This window comes from Arthrobacter sp. DMZ02-1R (assembly GCF_057747935.1).
The window spans coordinates 1,664,959-1,686,771 of record NZ_CM173230.1 but is presented as its reverse complement, the minus strand read 5'-3'; the positions used below and the strand labels follow the sequence as shown (position 1 = coordinate 1,686,771).

At 62.4% G+C, this 21,813-nt stretch carries 22 protein-coding genes; 13 read left to right on the top strand and 9 right to left on the bottom strand.

Annotation, left to right across the window (positions count from 1 at the left end):
* Positions 1 to 1,616: 1,616 nt before the first annotated feature.
* Together AC3ANQ_RS08185 and AC3ANQ_RS08180 are read right to left on the bottom strand one after the other, a co-directional pair.
* Positions 1,617 to 3,437, bottom strand: coding sequence for a hypothetical protein (locus AC3ANQ_RS08185; RefSeq protein WP_488304633.1), 1,821 nt, complete (start codon positions 3,435 to 3,437; stop codon positions 1,617 to 1,619).
* A 278-nt stretch (positions 3,438 to 3,715) separates the two neighbouring features.
* Positions 3,716 to 4,093 carry a hypothetical protein gene (locus AC3ANQ_RS08180; protein ID WP_028275079.1) on the bottom strand — a complete coding sequence of 126 codons (378 nt, stop codon included), beginning with the start codon at positions 4,091 to 4,093 and terminating at the stop codon, positions 3,716 to 3,718.
* Between the two features lie 505 nt (positions 4,094 to 4,598).
* Here AC3ANQ_RS08180 and AC3ANQ_RS08175 point away from each other — a divergent pair.
* The 10 genes from AC3ANQ_RS08175 (at position 4,599) to AC3ANQ_RS08130 (ending at position 10,432) form a co-directional block, all read left to right on the top strand.
* Positions 4,599 to 5,519 carry an endonuclease NucS domain-containing protein gene (locus AC3ANQ_RS08175; protein WP_488304632.1) on the top strand — a complete coding sequence of 307 codons (921 nt, stop codon included), beginning with the start codon at positions 4,599 to 4,601 and terminating at the stop codon, positions 5,517 to 5,519.
* Positions 5,520 to 5,654: 135 nt separating this feature from the next.
* The gene (locus tag AC3ANQ_RS08170; protein WP_488304631.1) at positions 5,655 to 6,524 is read left to right on the top strand and encodes a hypothetical protein; all 870 of its coding nucleotides are present in this window, start codon (positions 5,655 to 5,657) and stop codon (positions 6,522 to 6,524) included.
* A gap of 158 nt (positions 6,525 to 6,682) precedes the next feature.
* Positions 6,683 to 8,107 carry a glycoside hydrolase family 15 protein gene (locus AC3ANQ_RS08165; RefSeq protein ID WP_488304630.1) on the top strand — a complete coding sequence of 475 codons (1,425 nt, stop codon included), beginning with the start codon at positions 6,683 to 6,685 and terminating at the stop codon, positions 8,105 to 8,107.
* Complete coding sequence (locus tag AC3ANQ_RS08160; protein WP_488304629.1) at positions 8,050 to 8,328, top strand: hypothetical protein; 279 nt, start codon at positions 8,050 to 8,052, stop codon at positions 8,326 to 8,328. The genes AC3ANQ_RS08165 and AC3ANQ_RS08160 overlap by 58 nt, the downstream gene beginning before the upstream one ends.
* Before the next feature lie 70 nt (positions 8,329 to 8,398).
* Entirely contained in the window at positions 8,399 to 8,686 is a 288-nt protein-coding gene (locus AC3ANQ_RS08155) for a hypothetical protein (protein ID WP_488304628.1), read from the top strand.
* Positions 8,683 to 9,015: a hypothetical protein gene (locus AC3ANQ_RS08150; RefSeq protein WP_488304627.1), complete on the top strand. Its 333-nt coding sequence runs from the start codon at positions 8,683 to 8,685 to the stop codon at positions 9,013 to 9,015. Before AC3ANQ_RS08155 ends, AC3ANQ_RS08150 begins: the two co-directional genes overlap by 4 nt.
* Positions 9,002 to 9,439, top strand: coding sequence for a hypothetical protein (locus AC3ANQ_RS08145; protein ID WP_488304626.1), 438 nt, complete (start codon positions 9,002 to 9,004; stop codon positions 9,437 to 9,439). Before AC3ANQ_RS08150 ends, AC3ANQ_RS08145 begins: the two co-directional genes overlap by 14 nt.
* Before the next feature lie 12 nt (positions 9,440 to 9,451).
* Positions 9,452 to 9,826, top strand: coding sequence for a DUF7455 domain-containing protein (locus AC3ANQ_RS08140; RefSeq protein WP_488304625.1), 375 nt, complete (start codon positions 9,452 to 9,454; stop codon positions 9,824 to 9,826).
* Complete coding sequence (locus tag AC3ANQ_RS08135; RefSeq protein ID WP_488304624.1) at positions 9,819 to 10,166, top strand: hypothetical protein; 348 nt, start codon at positions 9,819 to 9,821, stop codon at positions 10,164 to 10,166. The genes AC3ANQ_RS08140 and AC3ANQ_RS08135 overlap by 8 nt, the downstream gene beginning before the upstream one ends.
* 113 nt (positions 10,167 to 10,279) lie before the next feature.
* Entirely contained in the window at positions 10,280 to 10,432 is a 153-nt protein-coding gene (locus tag AC3ANQ_RS08130; RefSeq protein WP_488304623.1) for a hypothetical protein, read from the top strand.
* Positions 10,433 to 10,455: 23 nt separating this feature from the next.
* Here AC3ANQ_RS08130 and AC3ANQ_RS08125 read toward each other — a convergent pair whose 3' ends face one another.
* The 3 genes from AC3ANQ_RS08125 to AC3ANQ_RS08115 are packed head-to-tail and all read right to left on the bottom strand — an operon-like array spanning position 10,456 to position 11,794.
* Entirely contained in the window at positions 10,456 to 10,785 is a 330-nt protein-coding gene (locus AC3ANQ_RS08125; protein WP_488304622.1) for a hypothetical protein, read from the bottom strand.
* On the bottom strand, positions 10,782 to 11,153 hold the full coding sequence (locus AC3ANQ_RS08120) for a hypothetical protein (protein ID WP_488304621.1): 372 nt from the start codon (positions 11,151 to 11,153) through the stop codon (positions 10,782 to 10,784). Before AC3ANQ_RS08120 ends, AC3ANQ_RS08125 begins: the two co-directional genes overlap by 4 nt.
* 47 nt (positions 11,154 to 11,200) lie before the next feature.
* Positions 11,201 to 11,794: a hypothetical protein gene (locus AC3ANQ_RS08115; RefSeq protein ID WP_488304620.1), complete on the bottom strand. Its 594-nt coding sequence runs from the start codon at positions 11,792 to 11,794 to the stop codon at positions 11,201 to 11,203.
* A gap of 88 nt (positions 11,795 to 11,882) precedes the next feature.
* Here AC3ANQ_RS08115 and AC3ANQ_RS08110 point away from each other — a divergent pair, with 88 nt between their 5' ends.
* The 3 genes from AC3ANQ_RS08110 (at position 11,883) to AC3ANQ_RS08100 (ending at position 18,975) form a co-directional block, all read left to right on the top strand.
* Positions 11,883 to 16,775, top strand: a complete 4,893-nt coding sequence (locus tag AC3ANQ_RS08110) for a DEAD/DEAH box helicase (RefSeq protein ID WP_488304619.1) — start codon at positions 11,883 to 11,885, stop codon at positions 16,773 to 16,775.
* Positions 16,776 to 17,036: 261 nt separating this feature from the next.
* Positions 17,037 to 17,540, top strand: coding sequence for a hypothetical protein (locus AC3ANQ_RS08105; protein ID WP_488304618.1), 504 nt, complete (start codon positions 17,037 to 17,039; stop codon positions 17,538 to 17,540).
* A gap of 508 nt (positions 17,541 to 18,048) precedes the next feature.
* Positions 18,049 to 18,975 carry a TadE/TadG family type IV pilus assembly protein gene (locus AC3ANQ_RS08100; protein ID WP_488304617.1) on the top strand — a complete coding sequence of 309 codons (927 nt, stop codon included), beginning with the start codon at positions 18,049 to 18,051 and terminating at the stop codon, positions 18,973 to 18,975.
* A 9-nt stretch (positions 18,976 to 18,984) separates the two neighbouring features.
* On the opposite strand, the gene AC3ANQ_RS08095 is transcribed toward AC3ANQ_RS08100, so the two are convergent.
* From AC3ANQ_RS08095 to AC3ANQ_RS08080, 4 genes are all read right to left on the bottom strand, one after another.
* Positions 18,985 to 19,242, bottom strand: coding sequence for a hypothetical protein (locus tag AC3ANQ_RS08095; protein ID WP_488304616.1), 258 nt, complete (start codon positions 19,240 to 19,242; stop codon positions 18,985 to 18,987).
* A 17-nt stretch (positions 19,243 to 19,259) separates the two neighbouring features.
* Complete coding sequence (locus tag AC3ANQ_RS08090; RefSeq protein ID WP_488304615.1) at positions 19,260 to 20,045, bottom strand: phosphatase PAP2 family protein; 786 nt, start codon at positions 20,043 to 20,045, stop codon at positions 19,260 to 19,262.
* A 202-nt stretch (positions 20,046 to 20,247) separates the two neighbouring features.
* Positions 20,248 to 21,078 (bottom strand): permease prefix domain 1-containing protein, encoded by an 831-nt coding sequence (locus AC3ANQ_RS08085; protein ID WP_488304614.1) that lies wholly within the window; start codon positions 21,076 to 21,078, stop codon positions 20,248 to 20,250.
* Positions 21,027 to 21,350 (bottom strand): PadR family transcriptional regulator, encoded by a 324-nt coding sequence (locus tag AC3ANQ_RS08080; RefSeq protein ID WP_488304613.1) that lies wholly within the window; start codon positions 21,348 to 21,350, stop codon positions 21,027 to 21,029. Before AC3ANQ_RS08080 ends, AC3ANQ_RS08085 begins: the two co-directional genes overlap by 52 nt.
* Positions 21,351 to 21,813: the final 463 nt, after the last annotated feature.

Here is a 21,813-nt window from a genome sequence, read left to right as displayed (position 1 = left end):
TCCAGGCGCCAATGGCCCACCGTCCGCAAACAAGTTCCTCAACGCCTGTAGGACTCGTCGCCACAAACTGCCCTCCGAGGTCACCTTGCTCATTGGGATAGCGTACACATCGGGACATTTGCGGAGCTCGGGCCGTGAATGGCGTCCCATTATCCGATCGGCAAACGGCCACCAAGGTGACATCTAGCGCTGCGAAAACGGCCCACTTATCGTTGCGATCGACAGTCCAATACAAACCGCCGCATCAGCTCAGTCTTCGGCAGCTTCCTGGGCGTGCTGTAAGACATCGACTTGGTCCCCCACCGTTTTCTCTCAGGCAACGCTGGGCTTCCTTAACGGGAGAGCACAATGGCGCGGTCAGTGACAGATCATCTTCTTTAGCGAAACAGAACCCGCCACTGGCCGACATTCACGTTTGGCTCTTATACCGGTACGGGAAACGCGATGTCGTAGAGGGACTTCACGTCTGTAGCGGCCACTGGGAGAAATTCGGGACGACGTTCCCAAAGCCAGGACGACCCGTCCTCCCCACTCCGGCGCCTCCACTACCGGGATGCCTAGGCTCGCATCATCCCGCGCGACTGCCCGCCAGCTGGTCGGCCATCATGCACGAATAGGGATCCACCAGCGTGCCTGCGGGAAAACTCTTCGTTCCGAGGCTGTCGCCCGTAACCGTGCGCGGCTACGATGGCGGCATGGAACCAGCCGACGTACGTAAGAGACTGTTGTGGTCGATCGTGGCGCTGTTCTGCTCAGTGCCATGGGCACTCCTGATCGTTGTTCACAGCGGCCAGCCTCCATGGATGAGCATCCTTTTCGCCGGGATTCTTGCCGGTCCTCACGTCATCATTTGGCACCGATACCTATTCAGCCCTGGTCGGCCCTCAGCAGATCACAACAAACAACACTGACTGATCCGGAACGACTGCATGGCGAGGGTAACCATTCCCGTCGGCTGGCGCTTCGTGCCATGGCGAGCTTCAGGTCTTTCCCGGTGAGGCTGCCTTAGGACTTTCGACGGTGAAGGCAACAGAACATCGAGCCGAGCGTGTTACTCGGTCAGGGTGGCTTCCTGCTTGGGCCGGCACAGGCTGGCATTTGGTCCCGCGCGCCTGAAGGGCACTTTTCGGCCCGGTCAGGGATCCCCTCAGCGCGTAATGGGATCCTTTACCGGTCTGTGGCAGTTACCGGTCTCGCCGTTTCACCCGTCGTTCCACAAAGAATGCTGTCAAAAGAGCGACGGCCATGACGCCGAACATTACCAACATGAGGGGCCGCAATAGGTCGGGTTGGGCGAAGGCAAGGAAGACCAAACCGATCATGAGAATGGCGGGGCCGAGAACCGCAAGCCTTAGTTTTACCCAGGCTTACCCCTATATTTCTGTTACCGAACTCTATTCTGTGGAGCGCTCTTCAACCATCCCTATCCGTGCACCTGTCACGCACTCGATTGACAATCGCCCCCGCGAAAGGGCCGCCTACACCCCTACGGTGAGTGGCTGCGCCAAGGCTGCCGTACGACAGTACCCGTCTGCGGCCTGCTCGTCGTGTCGCCCTGGACACTCTTCGGCTGGCCCGAAAACCCACCGAGGTGCGGTTCGGGCTGGCTGTGATGCCTAGGACTCCCGGGGCGGGAGTCCGGCGGGGTCGGCTGGGGTGATCGTCGTGGATTCGAACGCTTCGGGGGCCAGGGGTTCGGGTACGCCGGGGATCTGCCACGGCGTTACTGCGAGCGGTACGCCGGGACTTTTGACCCGGTGAGGCATGTAGGCCAGGACTGCTGCTTCCGGGACCTCGAATGAGACGGCGACCGGTTCCGTGCTGTCGGTATCGTCGAGGGCTGCGAGGATCTCCTTGCGGTTCGAGAGCCGGATGGCTTGCGTGATGAGGCATACGGGTCCGATGTCGATTTGGTGGCGACCGATCTGGGTTGTGTACTCGGCATAGAAGTAGCCGTTCGAAACCTCTCCCTCGAACTGCGCGAGGAGGTTCGGAAGCTGCTCTCTTGCAATGACTGCCTGATCCGGGACGGCCACGGAGAACGGCCACACGCTACAACCTCCGTTGATCATGATGGCGATCGTCCGGAGCGAGATGAGGCTGTCTGCTTTCAACACCGGGACGGCGAAGTGCCGGCCTGTAAATTCCTGGATTCTGATGAGGTCGGTCATCGCCAGCTTGAGCTGCTCGAGTGCGTCCCTGTCGTGGAGTCCGTCGGTGGTCGGAGCCGATCCGGCGATGAGCTTCTGTTCGCCGACCCAGACCTCGAGCTGGGCCGCGTCGGTAAGCTTCTGGGCGAGTTCGACGGCCGCGAGGACGTCCTGGGGGTAAGCGCCCTCGGTGCTGAACTTGAAGGAGAACTCGCATGGCTTCCCGTTCTCTCGCGGGACGAGCAGGGTGAGGGTGAAGCAAGGCCCGAACCCGGCTACCACCGAGATGCCTAGAGCCGCCACACCAAAGTGCCTGACCGTACCTTCGCGGCTGAAGACGACTTCCCCGTTGGTGCCGAGGACCTTCACGTCCACAGTGGATCCCACCATGTGTGCGGAGGGTTCAGGGACGAAGGAGACATGGGCGCCCTCAAGATCGGCGGCGAGGAGAGACGGGCCGGTGACCCGCAGACTCTGGACGACCTCGGGAGGGAGCGAGACAGACTCGCCCGTGCCGTAGCCGAGGGAACGTTGGACCCTTTCCAGCAGTTCGGCCTGGTCCGGTCCGAAAGTGCTCTCGAGGTGGACTTTCAGAGGTGAATCCTCGGCGGCACGCGGGGTCTTCGCCTTCACCGCGAGCTGGACCTCGCCGTTGACCATGGACGGCTCGAGCGTCCAGTGGGGATCCGTGGTGTCAATGGCCTCCTGGAGGCGTTTCATCCGCTCGACGATGTCGGTAGCGCCGTTGGCTATCATGGCCGCCTCGACGTTGTAGTCCCTGGCCATCTCCCGCAGGTCGTCCCGCTTGAAGTAAGTCTCAAGGTCCGAGTTCCGCGAGAGCAGATTGTCGAGTTCGAGTCGAGCCCACCACGATGCGCTGACCTCATGCTTCTTTGCAAGCCTGCGGATGAAGTTCTCCTCACCGATAGTGAGGTTCTCGGGAAGGACAAGCGTCCACTCGTCCATCCTCTTCTCACCGAGTGCCTTCACGAGCGAGCGGCGGATTTGGGCGCGTCGGCTACCACTGGCGGGAAAGCCGCCGGGGAAGTACTTAAGTTGGAAAACATGGCGGCTATCGCCATCGTCGACAACAACGTCGAGGCCGCCGTCGCCGCCCCGGCCGTTTACCGCCCAGACCTTGTACTTGGGGTCTCTGTAGCAACGCCTGATCAGCAGCTCGACCATCCGGTCGAAAACTGGCTGACCGATGCCGCTCCAGTCGATCAACGCCGACCTCCGTGAGAGCCGTTCTGTTCCGACTTTGCCCACATAGACGAGCCCATCCACCCAAACCTAAACTTCCACCAACCGTCGATGGTCGGCAGGAGCCATTCTACGAGCGACTCCCTCCGTGATCGGAACCGGTCCGGCTTACTGGCGCGCCGGAACCGGCCGCGACGACATCAGCCGGTGCGCACCTTTAAAATCTGCGGGTGAGCGTGACCAGTAACGGTCGTATTCGTGCGCTGGCCACACCGCATCGTCCGCGGCTCCTGACGCCGCGCCAATTCGCGGAACGCCGACACTGACCTTTCAGTCGGCGCACCGGATCGCGTCGCAGACGTTCACGGCTGGGCGTGACGCTCCAACGCGTCCAGAGTCGTCTCGGGCGATGTGTTGAAGCAGAATGTGATTCCGGGCGATTCCGCATTGCACACGTTGATGATCCGTTCGAAGAGCTCGGTGTACTCCGGGATCATCCTGATGCCGCCCCCGATCATCACGAGGCCGAAACGATCACGACCGAACGCCGAGCGAATCTCTGCTTCGGCCTCGTCCGGGGAGGTGCCGATCAGGCAGTTGACGGCGTCGAAGCCGGCGGCCGTAGTGGCCCCGAACCCCGCTTCGATCCGTTCGGTCATCGTGGCCTCGTCGAGGCCAGGAGGCAGCTTGCTATAGTCGAGGGCTCGCGCGTGGATGCCGATCATGAGGATTCGAGTCATGGGCCTCATTGTGGCATGCACGCCTCACCAACGAATTAGCCAAACCGCACCACCAATCAGGCGGGCCCGCTGGATCCTTGCTGGACCCGCCCCGCCCCAGATGAGCTGTTCCTGTAGTGCAGAGGACTCCTGACGTTCCGTGCAGATGACTTCGGAAAATGTCATCGGTGGGCCGGCCCCAGGTTGCGAACCGCCCGTTAGACGGTCGACTGCCGTGCCACGAGAAGCGGATGTTCCTGTCCGCACGATTCCTGGCAAGCGTTATGTACGTAAGACCCGCACGATGAAATGCACGGTGACGGGGGGGATTACTGCAATTCTGTTCCTGACCGCGACGACGCATTATCTGAAGATGACGCGAGGACTGATCCGAACGCCAGATAGCGCTGCAAAGGAAAGCCTCTAACCCCGCCCAAGCGTCTTAGCCGTTCATGGGATCCAGTTCGGTGCTGTAGGTTCAACCAAATGACTAAACGGACCGTCGGGACCGTTGGCTGGGAGAGAAGTGACAGCATACTGGGTCGTCCGTCTGGGCACGGGCGGCGTCAACGCGGAGGAAATGATCGAGGCCGGTTACTTGGGCGTCCATTTCATGGACTACGACATCAAGCCGTACCTCGGTGCGGGCTCCGATGCGTTCCGCGGGGCACTGAACGGCATCTACCGGGAAATGTACCCGGAGATGTCGAAGATCGGTGCGGGTCTCGGGATGGGCAATCTTCACGCAGCCTGTGAGGCCATCACTGAGGGCGACGTCGTCCTTGCCCCGAAACCTGGCCGGACCTACCAGTACGGGGTTGTCACGTCCGGCTATGAGTACCACGCCGGGACCGAACTCCCCCACCGTCGCCGCGTCGACTGGCAGGGTTCCTTCAGCCGGGATGACATGAGTCCGCTGCTTGCATCATCGGCAGGCCGGCCGCAGACGGTTTTGCAGCTCACCGCCCATAGCGCAGAGCTCGCACAGCTGACCGGGAGACCCGACGTGCCGATCATGGAGGCTGCCATCGCCACCGAGGTGGAAGAGCAGCTTGCCTTCCAGATGGAGAAACAGCTCGAAGACTTCCTGGTGCACAACTGGCGCAGCACCGTCCTGGGACAGGAGTACGACATCTACGAGGAAGACGGCCAGCTTGCAGGCCAGCAGTACCCCTCCGACACCGGCCCGATGGACATCCTCGCGGTCAGCAAGGACCGGAAGCGCATCCTCGTCGTCGAACTCAAGCGTGCCCGGGCCAGCGACGTTGTCGTCGGACAAATCCAGCGCTACATGGGATTCGTCCAGGAGAAGCTGCTGGAACCGGGGCAGACCGTCGAAGGCATCATCATCGCCCTCGATGACGACATACGGATCCGCCGCGCGTTGTCGGTGGCTCAGAACATCCGGTTCATGCGGTACCGGGTGGAATTCCACCTGGAGTCTTAAGCCCGCCGTCCATTAGGGCTCATCCGTATTGACAGGGGTGCCCGGCGCTCCTCGTCACTATCTCGGCGGCGGGAAGCTCCTCGGTTCCCTCCGCACACATGAAGTCCATCAGATCCCGACCCTGAAGGACTTCACTTGAGCACCGATATCAGCCACGGCTACCGCCTCATGCCCGGCATCGAGCCGTTCGACTTCATTACCCGTGTCCGGGAGGTCCTGGACCCTGCCCGTGACGCTGCCGACGCGAAGCTGCTCGCCGGTCTCTACGTTGACGCCATCGACGAGACCTGGTTCCGGGGCGACCCCATCGCCGAACGAGCAGGATATACGGCCTGGCGTGAATGGCACCTGGAGCAAGCCAGGACAAGTCCCATGGAGCGCCGCCACGACCCGAACGAATTCGGCGTCCAGATCGGCAAGGACCCTCTCACCGGCGGGTTCTACCTGCTGGCCGTCACCTACAACCAGGACCTCCGCGCCGCCTTCTCAACGATGGAGGAGATCGAAGAATACGGCTTCTGGGACAGCTCCGACTCTTACCCTGACGGCGTCACCCGTGCCGATTGGGAAGTCCGTGAGGCCCTCTGGGACCGAATCATCCCGGGCCGGGGACGGTCCGACATGATGACCTTCAACCTCCGGCACGCCTCCGACCGGGGCGTGCAGCGCCTTCTGGGCATCGACGGTGACGACACCTCATCCGTTTTCGCCGCAATTCCGAATGACACCCAACGGGCCAGTGGCGCGGGCGGGAACGCCTACCTCCAGTACCTGGTCAACGAGAAAGGCGTCGACGTCCGTGACGCTATCAACCATGTCGGCTTCGGCCGGTCAGCGAAGCTCAGCCTCGTCACCGATGTGGCGGCAGCACATCTGCTGGCGATCACCCAGGAACTGGTCACCGAAGGCTCCCACGGGGCGGTCATCGATCCGGCCTATGCGGAGGACATGAAGGCGGCGTGCGAGGCGCTCTACGAACTGGACCAGGAACGTCTCAGCCGATGAACACCAAGATCCTCAACGGTTAGCGGCTCCCTCCCCCAGGCTAGTTCTCACACCTTGATTCTGAGTCTTGACATTCCTTTGGGCGAGGTCGAGTATCTGGATCAGTTGAGGGGCGCTTCCCGATCCGACATCCGCGCGGAACATATTGAGGATCAGCAATGTTCGAGTCCACCACCATGCACTCCCGCACGAACCGACCCGCCGGCACTCCCCGAGCTCGGGCGAACGTCCAAGTCTCCTTTGCGCCGGGAGCGGTCGATCTGCCGTTGCTCGCGCCGCTCATGTACACGTTCATGTTCCGGAACATCGCCAGTGACGGATTCATCTACAGCGATCCACAGTTTCCGGGTGACGTTTCCAGAGACTCGAAGCCCGGCTGCATCATCGCCGCCCCGTCCTTCCCGGCCGACACCCCAGGCATCGATGAGGACTACGTCTTCAACTGGGTGCGCGACGGGGCCATCGCTGCCATGGAGGTGGCTAAAGCTGATATGCCCACCCGTCCGGGCGGGACGGTCCAGACCCTCAACGACTACGTGAAGTTCGCCGACCTCTGCCACTCCAACGCCCAGCCGCCGTTGACCAAGGGTCACGCCTGCTTCAAGATCGACGGCGACATCCGCCCTTGGACCGAACAGAACGACGGTCCGGCCTTGCAATCGATCACCATCCTGGCCGCCTACGACCAGCTCGACCCTGACACCCAGAAGCAGGCGGTCGACCTGGTGAACTCGAACGTGGCCTTCCTCCTCGGCGTCTACAAGGGTCCCACCACGAACCTGTGGGAGGAGCACAGCGGGTACAGTTTCTTCGCCCGGTCCGCCCAACTGCGCTGCTTCGAGGAGATCCAGGCCTCGACCGTTGCCGGTATCAACAAGCCAGCCGGGTTACAGCCCGCCGCCGACTGGCTGCACCACGCCCTCGCAGGCCACTGGGACGGGAGCAAGTACGTGAGCATGATGGCCGACCCCGGTAACGGGGCACAGCCATCGCCCCAGAACCCGGTCGTCAGCGGTTACGACCCGAACATCGACATCGTCCAGTCGGCCGTTTACGGTGCCATTCCCGTCACCGACACCAAACTGCTGGCCACTGCCGCCCAGCTACGCTCGCAATGGGAGGAGGGCGGCATGGCCTTCTACCCGATTAACAAGGCGGACAAGGAAGAGTTCGGCATCGGTCCGCTGTTCGGCCGCTACCCGGGCGACGTCTACGACGGTGACACCTTGCACCCGGTGCTCGGCGATCACCCTTGGGCTCTCTCCACGTGCAATGTTGCTGAGCTGCACTACAAGCTGGCCGCCGAGATCAAGTCGAGCGGCAAGTTACCTGTGGACAACCTGTCCACACCCTTCTTTGCCCAGTCCGGCATCGACGCACTGACGGCCCCCGCGGCAGCCGCCGCCGCCTTGGCGGCAACCGGTGACGCCATGGTGCGGGCGGTCATCTACCACAGTGACAACCTAGAGCTCTCAGAGCAGTTCGACGGCGCCACGGGCTACGAACGCAGTGTTCACAACCTGACGTGGAGCTACGCGGCCTACCTGTCCGCCATGCGAGCCCGGACCGTGTTGACCCCGTAGCCAGCCGGTTCGACTCCGAGAACGCACTCACCGATGCTCTCGACAAGCGCAACACCCTAGGTGCGGTCGCCTCGGCCGTCGAGCGCGCCCTTCCTGAGCTGACCCGCGAACTGCTGTTGGAAGGCACCGGCGAGATGACCGCCGATTCCAGGCTACTGGCCGCCAAACAAGCCGCCTGTGCTGCCTTGCACGAATCCGAACGGGATCCCTTCTCGCAGTGAAACGAACATCACAACCGGATATCCCGGGCGCCGGTGCCGCTTTCTCTGGTATCGCCGCATGATAATCGGTATGCCGCCCTCCGACTTGCACCGCTTCTACCTGAGCGACACCGACACCATTGTTGAGCTCCGCTGGCGGCCGCCGACTCCGACTCGCGGCACGGGTGTCCTCGGTTGGCTCGCGGCACTTGTCGCTGGCCCGGATCCCCGGGCATCGCCGTGGCATACGGTGGACCACCGTACCTTCGACAAGACCGTCGACGCACTGGCCACCGACCCGGACGGTGCCGTCGCCTCTTTTACCCGTCTCGGTTATGACGTCACGGTTCGGCCCGCCAAGCTTCAGGATGCAGCATGAGTGCCGTGGCCGCGCCGCGATCCCGACCGGAGCCAAACCTGATCGGGGCAGTTTCGGACCTGATCGTCGGGCACCAGTTTCGATTCAAGGCCGGCGTTCCGGGATGCAGTTGCACGGAAGAATTCACCAACGCAGGCGTTCTGCTATCAACCCAGCACGCCGTACACCTCGCACCCCTGGTCGTTCGCCAGATCCTCCGGGCCTCAGCTGAGGCCCTCCGGGAAGACCTCCCGGCAGATGTCGCCGAGGCGGCCGTGTCAGTCCTTGCCGGTATCGTCCGGCATGAACGCAACTCCGCTGACGGAAGGCACCACAATGACAACTCTTGACGACGGCACGGCAGGCGCATCCCTGCTCCGCTCGCCCGGGCTCTGGAGCGTTGCGATGACCATCGCCGGCACCCTGCTCGCGCTTCTGGTCATCTGGAAGATCATCGATCTGGACCCGGACGTGCTCACCTACATGATCAAGGGCGGCAGCCCGATCCAGATCGGTACGTGGCTGGCCATCACCGGCCTGGCCGCTTTCGGTGTCTTCGCCGCCGTCAGGTACCTCACCTCGACACTGGTGGCCAGCTTCGCCGGCCGCCGCCACTTCATGGAGCCCGTGCTCGGCCTTGCCGCCTACACTCTCTTCGCCGCCGGGGTCATCACAGGCCACCTGTTCGAGTTCGGTCTGATCGGCCTCGTGGTCGCCATGGCCGCACGTTACGTTGTCCGCGCCGTACGTTCAGCCCCGGTGAGCGCAGTTTAAGGAGCCGCACACATGACCGTCATGAGTACAGCAACCCTGACGGCCCCGGCCGTCCCCACACTTTCCCTGGCATCCCGTCTCAACGCACTGCTGGACGCCCAGAAGATCAGCAAGCCCGTGCGTACCCTCGGTCTCCTGGACCGGTGCGACCGCTGCCCGCAGCACGCGCAGGCACAATTCGACTTCCGCCTACCCCAGCCTGACGGCACCACGGAGCTGCGCGACATCATGCTCTGCGGACACCACACCCGCGTCCACATCGAAAGCATCCTTGACAAGAACCCGGAGAACGTCTGGATCGAACCCTCCGTCCTGGCCCTCTTCAAAGGCGTCAAGGTCGAGGAAGTGCAGGCCGTGAAGACCGGCGACGGCCTCACCGATGGCTAAGCTGAACCCGGGCGACCTCGACGGGCTCATTGCGCTCCACGCAAAGACAACCCAGGGTAACTGGGTCGTTTTGCCCGAGATGCATCAGGACACCAAGATCATCCTGGAAGGACGCGGGCTGTTCGGGCTCATCGCCGACGTATCCACCGCCCCTGACGACTACGGCCGGGCAAACGCCGAGTTCATCGCAGCCGCCCACCGGCTACTCCCGGCGCTGGCAGCCGAATTGGCCGACGCCCGCAGCTTGCTCGCTGCAGTCTGGTCACCGAAAGCCCCGACGAGCCCTCAACTGCCAGTCGGGGCTTTCGTGCTTCCAGACCGGATTGCAAAGCGGCTCTGAACGAATCGCATTTGCCAATGGCAGTGAAAGCGAATACCAAGATCCCTGATAGGAAATGGGGTCACGTGCGATGTACTCGGGACAAGGACCCCCTGGCCTTGTAGCATCAGGCTATGGCCGAGGACTCTTCCGCGTTGACGCCGCTGCAGATCGCGGCGACGAGCCTACACGAGGCGTTCACGGAGCTCTGCAAGGCGGGGTTCACGGAACGGCAGGCACTTATCTACCTAGCGGAAGCCACTAGGAAACCCAGCGTGGGGCAGTGACGTCTGAAGGGCCGCGGAAATAGCTATTCCAGGGCCCGTCCGCCACCGAGTTCGGCGCTGGCCATCTTGCAGACCTCATACCAACCCGGTGACGTAGTGATCAGCGTTCGGGTGTACTTATCAAGTCCGTGAGGTCCCATCGCCGTGCAAAGCGCTTCGCAGACCTGGGTCCGGATCCAGGCGTGTTCCGGTCCGGGTTCAATGGCGCCCGAGCCGCTGAGGTCGATGAAGCCGTACCAGTCCCGGACCAGTCCTGTAATCCGGATGCTCAGATCCCCGGACTCTTCCTTCCACACTTCGATGGTGGCGGCTGGAGTCCTGACCCTGACGTGGGCGATGACGGAGGCACTCATGCCTGACGCCCTGAGTGCAGGCCGACCCACTCATCCAGGGAGGCGGGGACCGGGGAATCCATGACCAGAGCGGAGCGGTCGTAGAACCCGAGGCGTTCACCGATGCGCATGATCTGGTTGGGCCGTTCCTCATGCTCCAGGACGATCATCGCCCCGGCACAGTGCATCGACTTGTCCGTGGTCTCGCCGGTCCCGTCCTCGTTTTCGTAGACGAGCGTCTTGTGGCAATGGAATGACTCGCCGGCATGGAGGTGGTCGGCGATCTCCTGGGCACGGTCCGAGTCCAGGAAGGAAGGCTGGTCGTTGCGGAACGGGCACGCTCCACAGGGCCGCTTGAGGTTGAAGGCGACAACAGGGGAAGTAGGCATGTGCTCTATGTGTGCGGACTGGGCGGTCTCCCGGCCCAAGCAGCGCCTCAGCTCGCGACGCCCGGCAGCGCGTCGAGGACGAGTTTCCGGTATTTTCCGGTGCTGTTCCCGTGGACCCGGCCATTCGCTGCCGAATAGTGGGGCACCGCGGCCCAGCGGACAGTGTTGAGACCGAGCGCGTCCGCAAGGACAGGCACGTGGTCGGTGAACGCCTTGGCGGCCTTCGTGCCGAGGACAATGAACAGCGGATCGGCCGCTCCCAGGGCCTGCAGCTGTTCCACGAGCACAGCGACGTCGCGGCGGATTCTTTCGCCGCTCAGGTCAAGGGTCGCCGACTTCGAGTTGACCTCGGTGAGGAGGTCGGTCATGTACGCGCCCCAGTGCGGGGTGCCGCGGAATGCTTCGGCAAGGAAGTGGTCGTTGTGTTTCCCCGCGGTGTGGAAGTTATGCCATGGCCTGCGCTCGACGGATGGTTCGCCGGGGTTGAGCCCGAGGATGATTGACCGGGCATGGAGGACGCCGTCGAGGTCCTCCGCAGGGAAGGAAATATCACTCGTGCGCATGTAGGACTCGGCCGGCGGCCACACGGCCCACGACGCTGTCATCTCGTACCGGGCCATTGTTTCCAGCAGCGATGTCATGGGGACAAGTATCCCAGTCAGGCCAGAAAATGGCGGACTGGACCTCCCCTCCACCATATGATCAGAAGCGTCGGTTTCAGCCGATCTCGTGTTTACGCTCTTCTCCGGGGGTCTCTCTGTGGCAACGTTCGATCTACTGCTTGATTCGTATCGCGAGCTTGCCGACTCGGAGCGGATGAAGGGCAACTATTTCGAACAGCTCGTTGGCCGGTACCTGGAGAAGGACGGGGTCCAGGCTCCGCAGTACCGCAATGTCTGGTTGTGGCGGGACTGGCCGGACCGCGACGGCAAGAAAGACAACGGCATCGACCTGGTGGCCGAACGCCAGGATGGCGGCCTCACGGCCGTCCAGTGCAAGTTCTACGCCGAGGGCCACAAGATCCAGAAGAAGGACATTGACTCCTTCATCTCCGCCTCCGGGAAGTCGGTCTTCAGCCATCGGCTTATCGTGGACACCACCGGCCGCGACTGGTCCCCGAATGCCGAGGAAATGCTGGACAACCAGCACCTGCCGATCCAGCGCATCGGGCTCACGGACTTCCGGAACTCCAACATCGACTGGGCCACCTACGAACTTACGGACCCGTCCAAGGCACCCCGCCTGCACGACAAGAAGCAGCTGCGAACCCACCAGCATGAAGCCGTCAGCGCCACGATGAAGGGTTTCGAGACGAACCACCGGGGCAAGCTAATCATGGCCTGCGGTACCGGCAAGACTTTCACGGCGCTCAAGATCGCCGAACGGATCGCGGAGCAGGAAGGGCACGCGAGGATCCTCTTCCTTGTCCCCTCCCTGGCACTGATGTCCCAGTCACTCAAGGAATGGTCGGACGAGACCAGCCTGACCATGCACGCCTACGCCGTCTGCTCCGACAACAAAGTCGGCCGGCAGAAGAACTCCGATTTCACCGACGTCGCCATCCATGACCTCCAGATTCCGGCCACCACGGACGGCGCCACGTTGCTGGAGGCGATGGGTAACCGGGAACTGGACGAGGGCATGACCGTGGTCTTCTCCACCTACCAGTCCATCGACGCCGTCTCCCAGGCACAGAAAGCCGGCCTGGCCGACTTCGACCTGATCATCTGCGATGAGGCCCACCGCACCACCGGCGCCACCCTGGCCGGCACCGAGGATTCCCATTTCGTGAAGGTCCACCGAAACGACGTCGTGGCCGGCGCCAAGCGCCTCTACATGACGGCCACCCCGCGTCTGTTCAATGACGACACGAAAAACAAGGCGATGGAGCGGGACGCGATCCTCTGCTCCATGGACGACGAGACGATGTACGGCCCGGTCTTCTACCGGATCGGCTTCGGTGAGGCCGTCACCAACAAGCTCCTCACGGACTACAAGGTTCTGGTCCTTGGCGTGGACGAAACCCAGGTGGTCTCCTCCTTCCAGGACCAGCTCGCCGATTCCAACATGGAACTGCAGATCGACGACGTTGCCAAGCTCATCGGCTGCTGGAACGGCCTGGCCAAGCGCCGTTCCGGCGCCCACGAGGTCTCTTTCGGCAACGACCTGGCACCGATGAAGCGGGCTGTGGCCTTCAACCGTGACATCAAATCCTCCAAGCTGGTTGAGTCCGAGTTCGAGGACCTGGTGCGGGTGCACCTGACCAACCTGGAAAACGATGACCCCACCGATGACCTGAGGGTCGAGGTGAAGCACGTCGACGGCGGATTCAACGCCATCACGCGCGCTGAGCGGCTCGACTGGCTCAAGGAAGACGTCGACTCCGACGAGCCGGTCTGCAGGATCCTGACGAACGCCCGCTGCCTGACCGAGGGCGTGGACGTCCCGTCGCTGGACGCCGTCCTGTTCCTGAACCCCCGCAATTCCATGGTGGACGTCATTCAGGCCGTGGGCCGGGTGATGCGGATCGCCAAGGGAAAGCAGTTCGGATACATCGTGCTGCCGATTGCCATCCCGGAGGGCATGTCCACCTCCGACGCGCTGCGGGACAATAACCGCTACAAGGTCGTCTGGCAGGTGCTGCAGGCCCTTCGCGCGCATGATGAGCGCATGGATGCCTCGATCAACCAGATCGAGCTCAACCACAAAGCTCCCGAATCGATCCTGGTCGAGACCGTGGACCTCACGCCGAAGAAGAAGGCCAGGACAAACGTCGGCGGAAACTCAGGCGGCGAAGGTGGCGGTCAGGGTGGCGCCGGCGAGAGTGGCGGCTCGGAGGAGCCGGTCTGGGAGCAGCCAGCCCTGCAGTTCCCGGCGGACGAGTGGAAGGACTCCGTGTACGCGAAGATCGTGGACAAGTGCGGCAACCGCATGTACTGGGAGGACTGGTCCAAGGACATCGCGGCGATTGCCAACAAGCACATCGTCCTGATCAACAGTCTCTTGGCCAACGCCGATGCGGGGCACCGTGCAGCGTTCGACGACTTCATCCAGGGGCTTCAGGAGAACCTGAACCCGGAGATCGACGAGGCCCAGGCCGTCGAAATGCTCGCCCAGCACCTGGTCACCAAGCCGGTCTTTGACGCCATGTTCAAAGACTCCAACTTCACCGAACACAACCCAGTCTCGGTCTCGATGCAGAGCATCCTCAACCAGCTCGATGACCACTCCGCATTCGAAAAGGAACGTGCCGGGCTGGAGAAGTTCTACGACTCGGTCCGGGCCCGCGTGAAGTCCATCGACAACGCAGCAGCGAAGCAGAAGATCATCCTGGAGCTCTACGACAACTTCTTCCGCAACGCGTTCCCCCGTGTCGCGGACCGCCTCGGAATCGTGTTCACCCCCGTCCCCGTGGTCGATTACATCCTTCGGTCGGCCGACGCCGCACTGCGGCTGGAGTTCGGAAAGTCCCTCTCGGACGAGGGTGTCTCCATCCTGGAACCCTTCGTCGGCACCGGAACGTTCATGACCCGGCTGCTGCAATCCGGGCTAATCAAACCCGAGGACCTGCACCGCAAATACACCCAGGAGCTCTTCGCCAACGAAATCGTCCTGCTCAGCTACTACATCGCCGCCATAAACATCGAGACTGTTTTTGCCGAGGAAGCGGCCAAACACGGGCTGGGTAATGGCTACGTACCCTTCGAAGGCATCGCCCTCACTGACACATTTCAGCTCAACGAATCTGACGGCCAGATCGAGTCGAGTGAACTCTTTCCGGAGAACTCTGAGCGCGTACAGCGGCAGAAGCACCAAGACATCCGCGTCATCGTGATGAACCCGCCGTACTCTGTCGGTCAGACAAGCGCTAACGACAATAACCAAAACCAGAAGTATCCGGTCTTGGACGCAGCGATCACGAATACTTATGCAGCTCGGTCCAACGCGTCCTCGACGAAAAATCTTATGGACTCCTACATACGCGGAATCCGGTGGGCCTCGAACCGAATCAAGGATGACGGAGTTATTGCCTTCGTCTCCAACGGTAGCTTCATCGACAGCAACTCGATGGATGGTTTCCGTAAGACGTTTGAAGCCGAATTCAGCCGAATCTTCGTCTACAACCTCCGCGGTAATCAGCGAACATCCGGCGAGCTTTCTCGCAAGGAAGGCGGCAAAATCTTCGGGAGCGGTGCACGCACTCCGATTGCAATCTGCATCCTGATCAAAAACTCGGCCCATGGCGGGTCGGTCGACATCCAATACCGGGACATTGGGGACTACCTCACGCGCGAACAGAAGCTGGACATCCTCGAAATCGAGCAATCGCTGGAAGGCACCGAGTGGGAGTCCGTCGTTCCCAATGATCACGGGGATTGGATCAACGTGAGGGATGCGGGTTACGACGCTTACCAGCCCCTCGGGCACAAGCCTAAGAAAGGCGATTTGCCCCAGACCCCGATATTTTCCACCTACAGCTTGGGAGTCGCCACAGGTCGCGATTCGTGGGTCACCAACTTCAGCCGAGGTGAAGTCGATCGAAATGTTCAGCGGATGATCGAGTATTACAACGCAGAAGTTGCCCGGCTCAGAGTGAACCCCACAAGCACGATCGACCTCAACCCCTCAATGATCAGTTGGAGCGAAAACTTCGCCCAGGACGCTAGCAGGGGCACCATCCATTCATTTGACGGCGAGCGGATCGTTCCGATTGCTTACCGGCCTTTTGCCCGTCAGACCACTTACTTCGATAGGTCCGTAAATACCCGCGTGTATCAACTACCGAAGCTGTTCCCTACACCGAAGCACCAGAATCTCGCCATCGGATCGTCGGGAGAACGCCGGCGCGATTATTCGGTCTTGATCACATCGGACCTTCCGGACCTTGAATACATTTCCAAGGCTCAATGGTTCAGCCTCTACACATATGAAGCGGTGGGGGCAGAGGTTCAATCCGACTTGTTCACGGATTCCGAGGGTGTTGTCGTCGACGGTTACCGTCGCAGGGACAACATTACCGACTCCACCCTGTCCTCTTACCGGGTCTTCTACGAGGACTCGCAGTTGGGCAAGGAGGACATCTTCTACTACGTCTACGGTCTCCTGCACAGCCCGACGTACAAGGAGACGTACAAGGCGGACCTGATGAAGATGTTGCCCAGAATCCCGAAGGTCAAGGACTTCTGGGGTTTCAGCACGGCAGGACGTCAGCTAACCGCGCTGCATCTCAACTACGAGACCGTCGAACAGTACCCACTGAAAGAGATCATCCAGGGCACGTCTGCAGGCGACGAGTACGACTTCTACCGCGTGAACAAGCTGTCCTTCGGCGCCCGCAAGGACCGCTCCAGCATTATCTACAACCCGCGGATAACACTTGCCGGGATCCCGGACGAAGCCTACGACTACCAGGTCAACGGCAAGTCGGCTTTGGAGTGGATCATCGACCGCTACCAGGTCACGACCCACAAGGATTCCCAGATCACCAACGACCCCAACGACTACTGCCGTGAAGTAGGCGACCCGCGCTACATCCTGGATCTCATCAAACGCATCGTTACCGTGTCGGTGGAAACGATGAAGATCGTGGACCAGCTTCCGCCCTTGGAAATAATCGAGTAACGAGTGGACCAGCCAGCACGCCGGGAAGACTATGCCGCTTTGTATCGGGCCATCGAAGCGTTGGTGGCTGCGGCGCCGGCGCCGGATCCGGCCCCGTACGGTAACGGGGAAAGGGAGCACCTCAGTAACGCTGCTTCTATCGCAATGTCTTGGGGCTGGGTCACCCGGCTCCTCCGGACTGGGGCCGCTGCGATCTTGTTGGACTCTCAGGGGTATGCAGAAGAGTCGTCGCCCCTTGTCCGGTCTACACTCGAGCATTCAATGCGGCTTTTCTGGGTCGCCCAGGTCGGAGCGGAAGCATTGGAGCTTGCGTTGCGGGATCGCACGGTCAGTATCGCGAGAATGCGTGCCTCCCAGTCAGAAAGCTGGACGTACACGGACGAAGAAATAGAAGCGCTGGAGGAGCTCCAGGCCGAATCCAGCGATGACTTCAAATCTCTCGATAACTTCAGCCACCTTAGGAACCTCGTCCTTGCTTACCCGGACAAACTCAAGCCCGTCTATCAGGCGTGGTTGCTCGAGACGCAGCGAAGCCACCCGACGATAACCAGCGCGGTGCCCTACTACACGTTCGACGGCCCCGTTGCCGGATATACCTTGGACCACGAACCGGACGAGCGGAACTATCTGATCGGCGGGCAGGTCTGCGCGGCGGCCCTCTTCGGAGTCAGTTCGTACGCGGAAGCAACCAGAACCGGCGACTACTTCACGGCCCCACTTGAGGAATTGAACAGCCGCTACATCGAACTTGTCCAAGGCGGCTAGGCAGATGCCGACGACAACCCCTATGGAGCCCATGCCAGCTGGGAAGCGCGCATTCATGATCGGCTCCGGCGTGGCGAGGGAGCCGGCTATGGCCGGCCACGGTTGTCGTCACTGGGCTGCGCTCGGGGCTCCCGGCTCTGTTGTGCTGGCAAGGAACCTGCCAGCCCGCTGGAAGTCGCGAACAACGAACATCGTCCCAATCACCAAAACAACGGCGAAAGCCGTCATGAACCATGGGGTGAACCCGGGGTCTCCTATCACTGGGGAATGACTACAAGCGGGAGCACGGACATCCAGACGAGCAGTGTTGCGAAATTCTTTCGCAGTTGCACGGCGGCGGCCCGCGAGATCCGTTGACTCCCAAGGACCGCTGGCACTTCACGCCCCGCCATCGAAGCTGAAAAACTGACAGCGGGCACCTGTTCTGAACTGCCCTGGACCCCCTATGATTGCGGCAGGGGTCGCCACTGAGAACTGGCGACCCCTAAGACGCTGCCTGGGGGCGGGTTTGAAAGATACTAGTGAACGCGGTGCCGCTGCTGTCCTGATCGCGCTGCTTATGGTGGTGCTGCTGGGTTTCGGGGCCATCGCCATTGACGTCGGCAACCTCTACGCTCAGCGCGCGCAACTCCAAAACGGTGCCGATGCCGGGGCCTTGGCGATCGCCCAGGACTGCGCTACCCGGGGTGCGAGTCTGTGCACCCCCGCCGCCGCCGGGAAGGCGCTGCAGCTTGCCCGGGCAAACAACAACGGCGGCATCGCTGACGCGGCTGCCCCGACCTTCCCCGGCCCCGGCACCGTAGTCGTCGATGTCTCGGCCCGGGACGCCAACGGGAGCGGAGTCTCGCTGGGCCTGGCAAGGATATTCGGCGTTAGCCGCACTGATGTCAAGGCTGAGTCCACAGCCAAGTGGGGGTCCCCGTACAGCGGAACCGTCACCCTGCCGGTCACCTTCTCCGAGTGCGAGTTCGATCTGTCCGGAGCGATCCAGGTCCTGCCGATCCACGGAACCACGACGTGCGTCAGCTCCAGCCCGTCGGGTCACATCATCCCCGGAGGATTCGGCTGGCTGCAATCGGACACGGGAAAATGCGGGGCAACGGTTTCACTGGCCAGCCCTTGGGTTCCATCCAAGCAGGGTGTCAGCGAACCCGGGCAGTGCTCGGCCGTGTTTGATTCCTTGGAAAACCAGACCATCATCCTGCCCGTATTCGATGACGTCGACAGCAACGGCAACTACCACATCAAAGGCTTCGCCGCATTCCAGCTCCTTGGCTTCAACTTCCCGGGCCACAGCTGGAACAACAACGGTTCCCCCAGCTGCAAGGGCAGCTGCAAAGGCCTGATCGGCAAATTCGTGCAATTCACCAGCCTGAGCGACTTCACCCTGGGGGGCCCGGACCTCGGCGCCAAAGTGGTCCGGCTCAGCGGCTAAGAAACGCACCTAGGAGGCCGCCAATGATAACGGTCTGGCCCCGATCCGGTCGCTGACGGATCCGAAGATGGGCTTGAGGATGATTTCGGCGACGTCATAGAGGGCCAGCAGCATTCCGAAGGCCAATAAGCCGATCCCGATGCTGCCGGTTCCGCGCCGAGGTCCTGCGGCGCTCCCATGGGCCCCGAACGCCGTGTGAACCCGGCCGCGTAAAGGGGGCCAAGTGTCTTCAGGCACGTGCCCGGCAGGCCGCGGTCGACGCGTCACGTCCTTCCATGCCCGCATCAACTATCCGACCCGTCGCCGTGTGCGCTCGTGCTCCCGCGGGTGGCGCTGCGGACGGGAGCGGCGGGAATAGTGCCGAACCGTTCAATGAGCGGGACACGGCGCAGCACGGCCAGTCCGTATCGGTTCCAGATTCCGGTGTAGAACGTGATCGCAGCGGTGGCCGAAAGGAACGAACCAAGAATATCGGTAGGGAAATGGACGCCCAGATAGATCCGCGAAAGCCCGACCGCGACGGCGAAAACCAGCCCGGTAACGAACGCCAACACCGACCATCTGGTGTTCCAGGCCAGGAACCAGACAGCGATGGCCAGGGCGACAGCGAACGCGGTATGCCCGCTGGGGAAACTGTCCGATCCGGGTTCGGGCACCAGGACATCGGTCAGCAGAGACTGGTTGGGGCGGGGTTCAGCGACGAGGAGCTTGAAGATTTCACTCGACAGCCAGCCGACCGCGGCCGCGGAACAAGCCGCGACCGCGTTCACCGGGGATTTCCTCACCAGCAGCAGGAAGGAGAAGACCAGGATCAGGATGACAATGTTCCCGACCGGGGAGAAGACGGTGTTGATGGTCAGGGCCATGGCGTCGAGCACACCGTTGTGGTGGCGGCCGAACAGCTGATCGACCGCGAGTTCCGCCCCGGTGACATCGGGCAACCCTTTGACGGAGAACCCCAGAGCAAAGGTGATGACTGCAAGGATGGCCGGGTACAGGACAGAATGGGCCGGCTGAGGCAGCACCGCGAGACGCGTGCGTGCAGCCAAGGCGTCGGCTGGGATGCTCATGAGTCGTCATCCTTCAGAAGAGGATCGTGGTCAAAGGGGTGCCCGGCCGTGGATGTGCCGCTTGTTATTCCGGTCGAGGGCCTTCTGCAACGAAGTGTACGGCTCCGTGTTCAGGCCGGCTTGTTCCCGGTCATAGGCCAGAACCATGCGCTTGGCCGACAACAGCGACAGCGGCCGCGGCAACTCCCGTCGCCGTGCGGCGTTATGAACGCACGGGCTTCATGCGCATCCTGCGCAGGGCGGCTACCGCGAACACGACGGCGAGCGGCAGGGCGACGACGACGGCGCTCAGCCACGCCCCCGTGCCCTGCCAGCCTTGGACGGCGGCGTTGAGGGCCTGGACGCCGGTCGCCGCGGCGGCGAGCAGGAAAGCCGCTGCCGCGAGCGACGGCGCGAGGCCTGCCGGGAGCGCGGCTTCTCGGGGCAGGAGCCGCCATACGAGCAGGAGGACAAGGCCCAGCACACCAAAAACCACACGGTATTCGACGACCTCGCCCCAGTGGTGCTCGGCGGCGGCCTGGGCACAGTCGAGGCCAGCATAAGGTGCCTGAAGGACCGCGCACCTGGCGGCCGTATAGGCGACGCCGGGGAGATCGCCGGCCACGAAGCCCGCGCCCCAGATCCGGCCCAACAGCTCCGAAATGGCGCCGCTCACGCCGACGGCGATCGCGCCAACAGCCGCGAGGCCGACCAAGGGGCGCAAGAACGCGCGCAAAGGCAGCCGGGCGACGTCACGAAGTGACGGGCGCAGGACCGGCGTCACGGTGCCGACAGGTCCGAAGCGGCGGACAGCCTCGCGCTCGGCGTCCTCCGGGTCCAGGCCCTGCCCGCGGAGCCGGGCGGCGCATTCGCGCAGATGCGCCTCGGTCTCAGCGAGGAGCCTGCGCGCGGCAGCGGGATCGCCGTCACGCGCGGCCACGAAGAGCTCGTCGAGGTATGCGTCGATGGGCCACTCTTCGGCCCCGGCGCCGCTCCCCGCATTCACGACGCCACCCCAAGGACGCCCCGCACCGCCGCCGAGAAGCCCTTCCATTCCTCCACCATGCGGGCAAGCTCGGCGTGCCCGGCCCCGGTGAGCGCATAGACTCTCCGGCGGCCGCCGGCGTCGTCCGCCCAACGGCTCGAGACGCACCCCGCCGTCTCAAGCTTGTGCAACGCGGGGTAGACCGAGCCCTCCTGAAGCTCAAGCCGCGCTCCGCTGCGCTCGTGAACGCGCGCGATGAGCGCGTAGCCGTGTGCCTCGCCCGCACCGAGCGAGCCAAGCAGCAGAAGGTCAAGCTGTCCGTTCACTGAACTTCGTCCCATACCTAGAGAGTCTAGGTATGGGACGGGACGCCGACAAGAGCAAACAGCACTGTAGGTCCAGCAAAGTCAGGGTGACTTTTACCTGTCCACAATCGGGGGCAAATCGGGTTATCCACGGCTGGAATCTGGGAGCCGTTGAGGGTAACCCCCGCTTGGCACGGCATCGAGCCCCAGGGGGCCAGCGGCGTCTGGGGGTAGTGGAGAATCACGCAACGTGCTCTGCCAACGAAGTCGCCGTCCGAATCGGGAAGCGAGTGCCTCCTCATAGGGGCTGCGACTACTCTTCAGAGTCACAGAGGCCCTGCGGTCTCAGAGATCATGTCTCATTGCTTTCCAGGAGGTTTAGGAACTGAGCAGATTCTAGGAATTCTCAGCACCGACACTCCGCGTACCGCCCTGTCGAACGGCACGCGGAGCTAGGGCCCGGTCATACGCCGCTTCAGGTGCTGGCGCATCACTCGAA

What these genes read in the sequence shown, in the direction of transcription:
- AC3ANQ_RS08140 (WP_488304625.1), top strand. Translation starts at nt 9,452, where the DNA reads ATGACCGTCATGAGTACAGCAACCCTGACGGCCCCGGCCGTCCCCACA.
- AC3ANQ_RS08180 (WP_028275079.1), bottom strand. Translation starts at nt 4,093, where the DNA reads ATGACTCGAATCCTCATGATCGGCATCCACGCGCGAGCCCTCGACTAT.
- AC3ANQ_RS08165 (WP_488304630.1), top strand. Translation starts at nt 6,683, where the DNA reads ATGTTCGAGTCCACCACCATGCACTCCCGCACGAACCGACCCGCCGGC.
- AC3ANQ_RS08120 (WP_488304621.1), bottom strand. Translation starts at nt 11,153, where the DNA reads ATGCCTACTTCCCCTGTTGTCGCCTTCAACCTCAAGCGGCCCTGTGGA.
- AC3ANQ_RS08085 (WP_488304614.1), bottom strand. Translation starts at nt 21,078, where the DNA reads ATGGAAGGGCTTCTCGGCGGCGGTGCGGGGCGTCCTTGGGGTGGCGTC.
- AC3ANQ_RS08130 (WP_488304623.1), top strand. Translation starts at nt 10,280, where the DNA reads ATGGCCGAGGACTCTTCCGCGTTGACGCCGCTGCAGATCGCGGCGACG.
- AC3ANQ_RS08090 (WP_488304615.1), bottom strand. Translation starts at nt 20,045, where the DNA reads ATGAGCATCCCAGCCGACGCCTTGGCTGCACGCACGCGTCTCGCGGTG.
- AC3ANQ_RS08125 (WP_488304622.1), bottom strand. Translation starts at nt 10,785, where the DNA reads ATGAGTGCCTCCGTCATCGCCCACGTCAGGGTCAGGACTCCAGCCGCC.
- AC3ANQ_RS08080 (WP_488304613.1), bottom strand. Translation starts at nt 21,350, where the DNA reads ATGGGACGAAGTTCAGTGAACGGACAGCTTGACCTTCTGCTGCTTGGC.
- AC3ANQ_RS08115 (WP_488304620.1), bottom strand. Translation starts at nt 11,794, where the DNA reads ATGACATCGCTGCTGGAAACAATGGCCCGGTACGAGATGACAGCGTCG.
- AC3ANQ_RS08105 (WP_488304618.1), top strand. Translation starts at nt 17,037, where the DNA reads ATGCGGCTTTTCTGGGTCGCCCAGGTCGGAGCGGAAGCATTGGAGCTT.
- AC3ANQ_RS08155 (WP_488304628.1), top strand. Translation starts at nt 8,399, where the DNA reads ATGCCGCCCTCCGACTTGCACCGCTTCTACCTGAGCGACACCGACACC.
- AC3ANQ_RS08150 (WP_488304627.1), top strand. Translation starts at nt 8,683, where the DNA reads ATGAGTGCCGTGGCCGCGCCGCGATCCCGACCGGAGCCAAACCTGATC.
- AC3ANQ_RS08135 (WP_488304624.1), top strand. Translation starts at nt 9,819, where the DNA reads ATGGCTAAGCTGAACCCGGGCGACCTCGACGGGCTCATTGCGCTCCAC.
- AC3ANQ_RS08145 (WP_488304626.1), top strand. Translation starts at nt 9,002, where the DNA reads ATGACAACTCTTGACGACGGCACGGCAGGCGCATCCCTGCTCCGCTCG.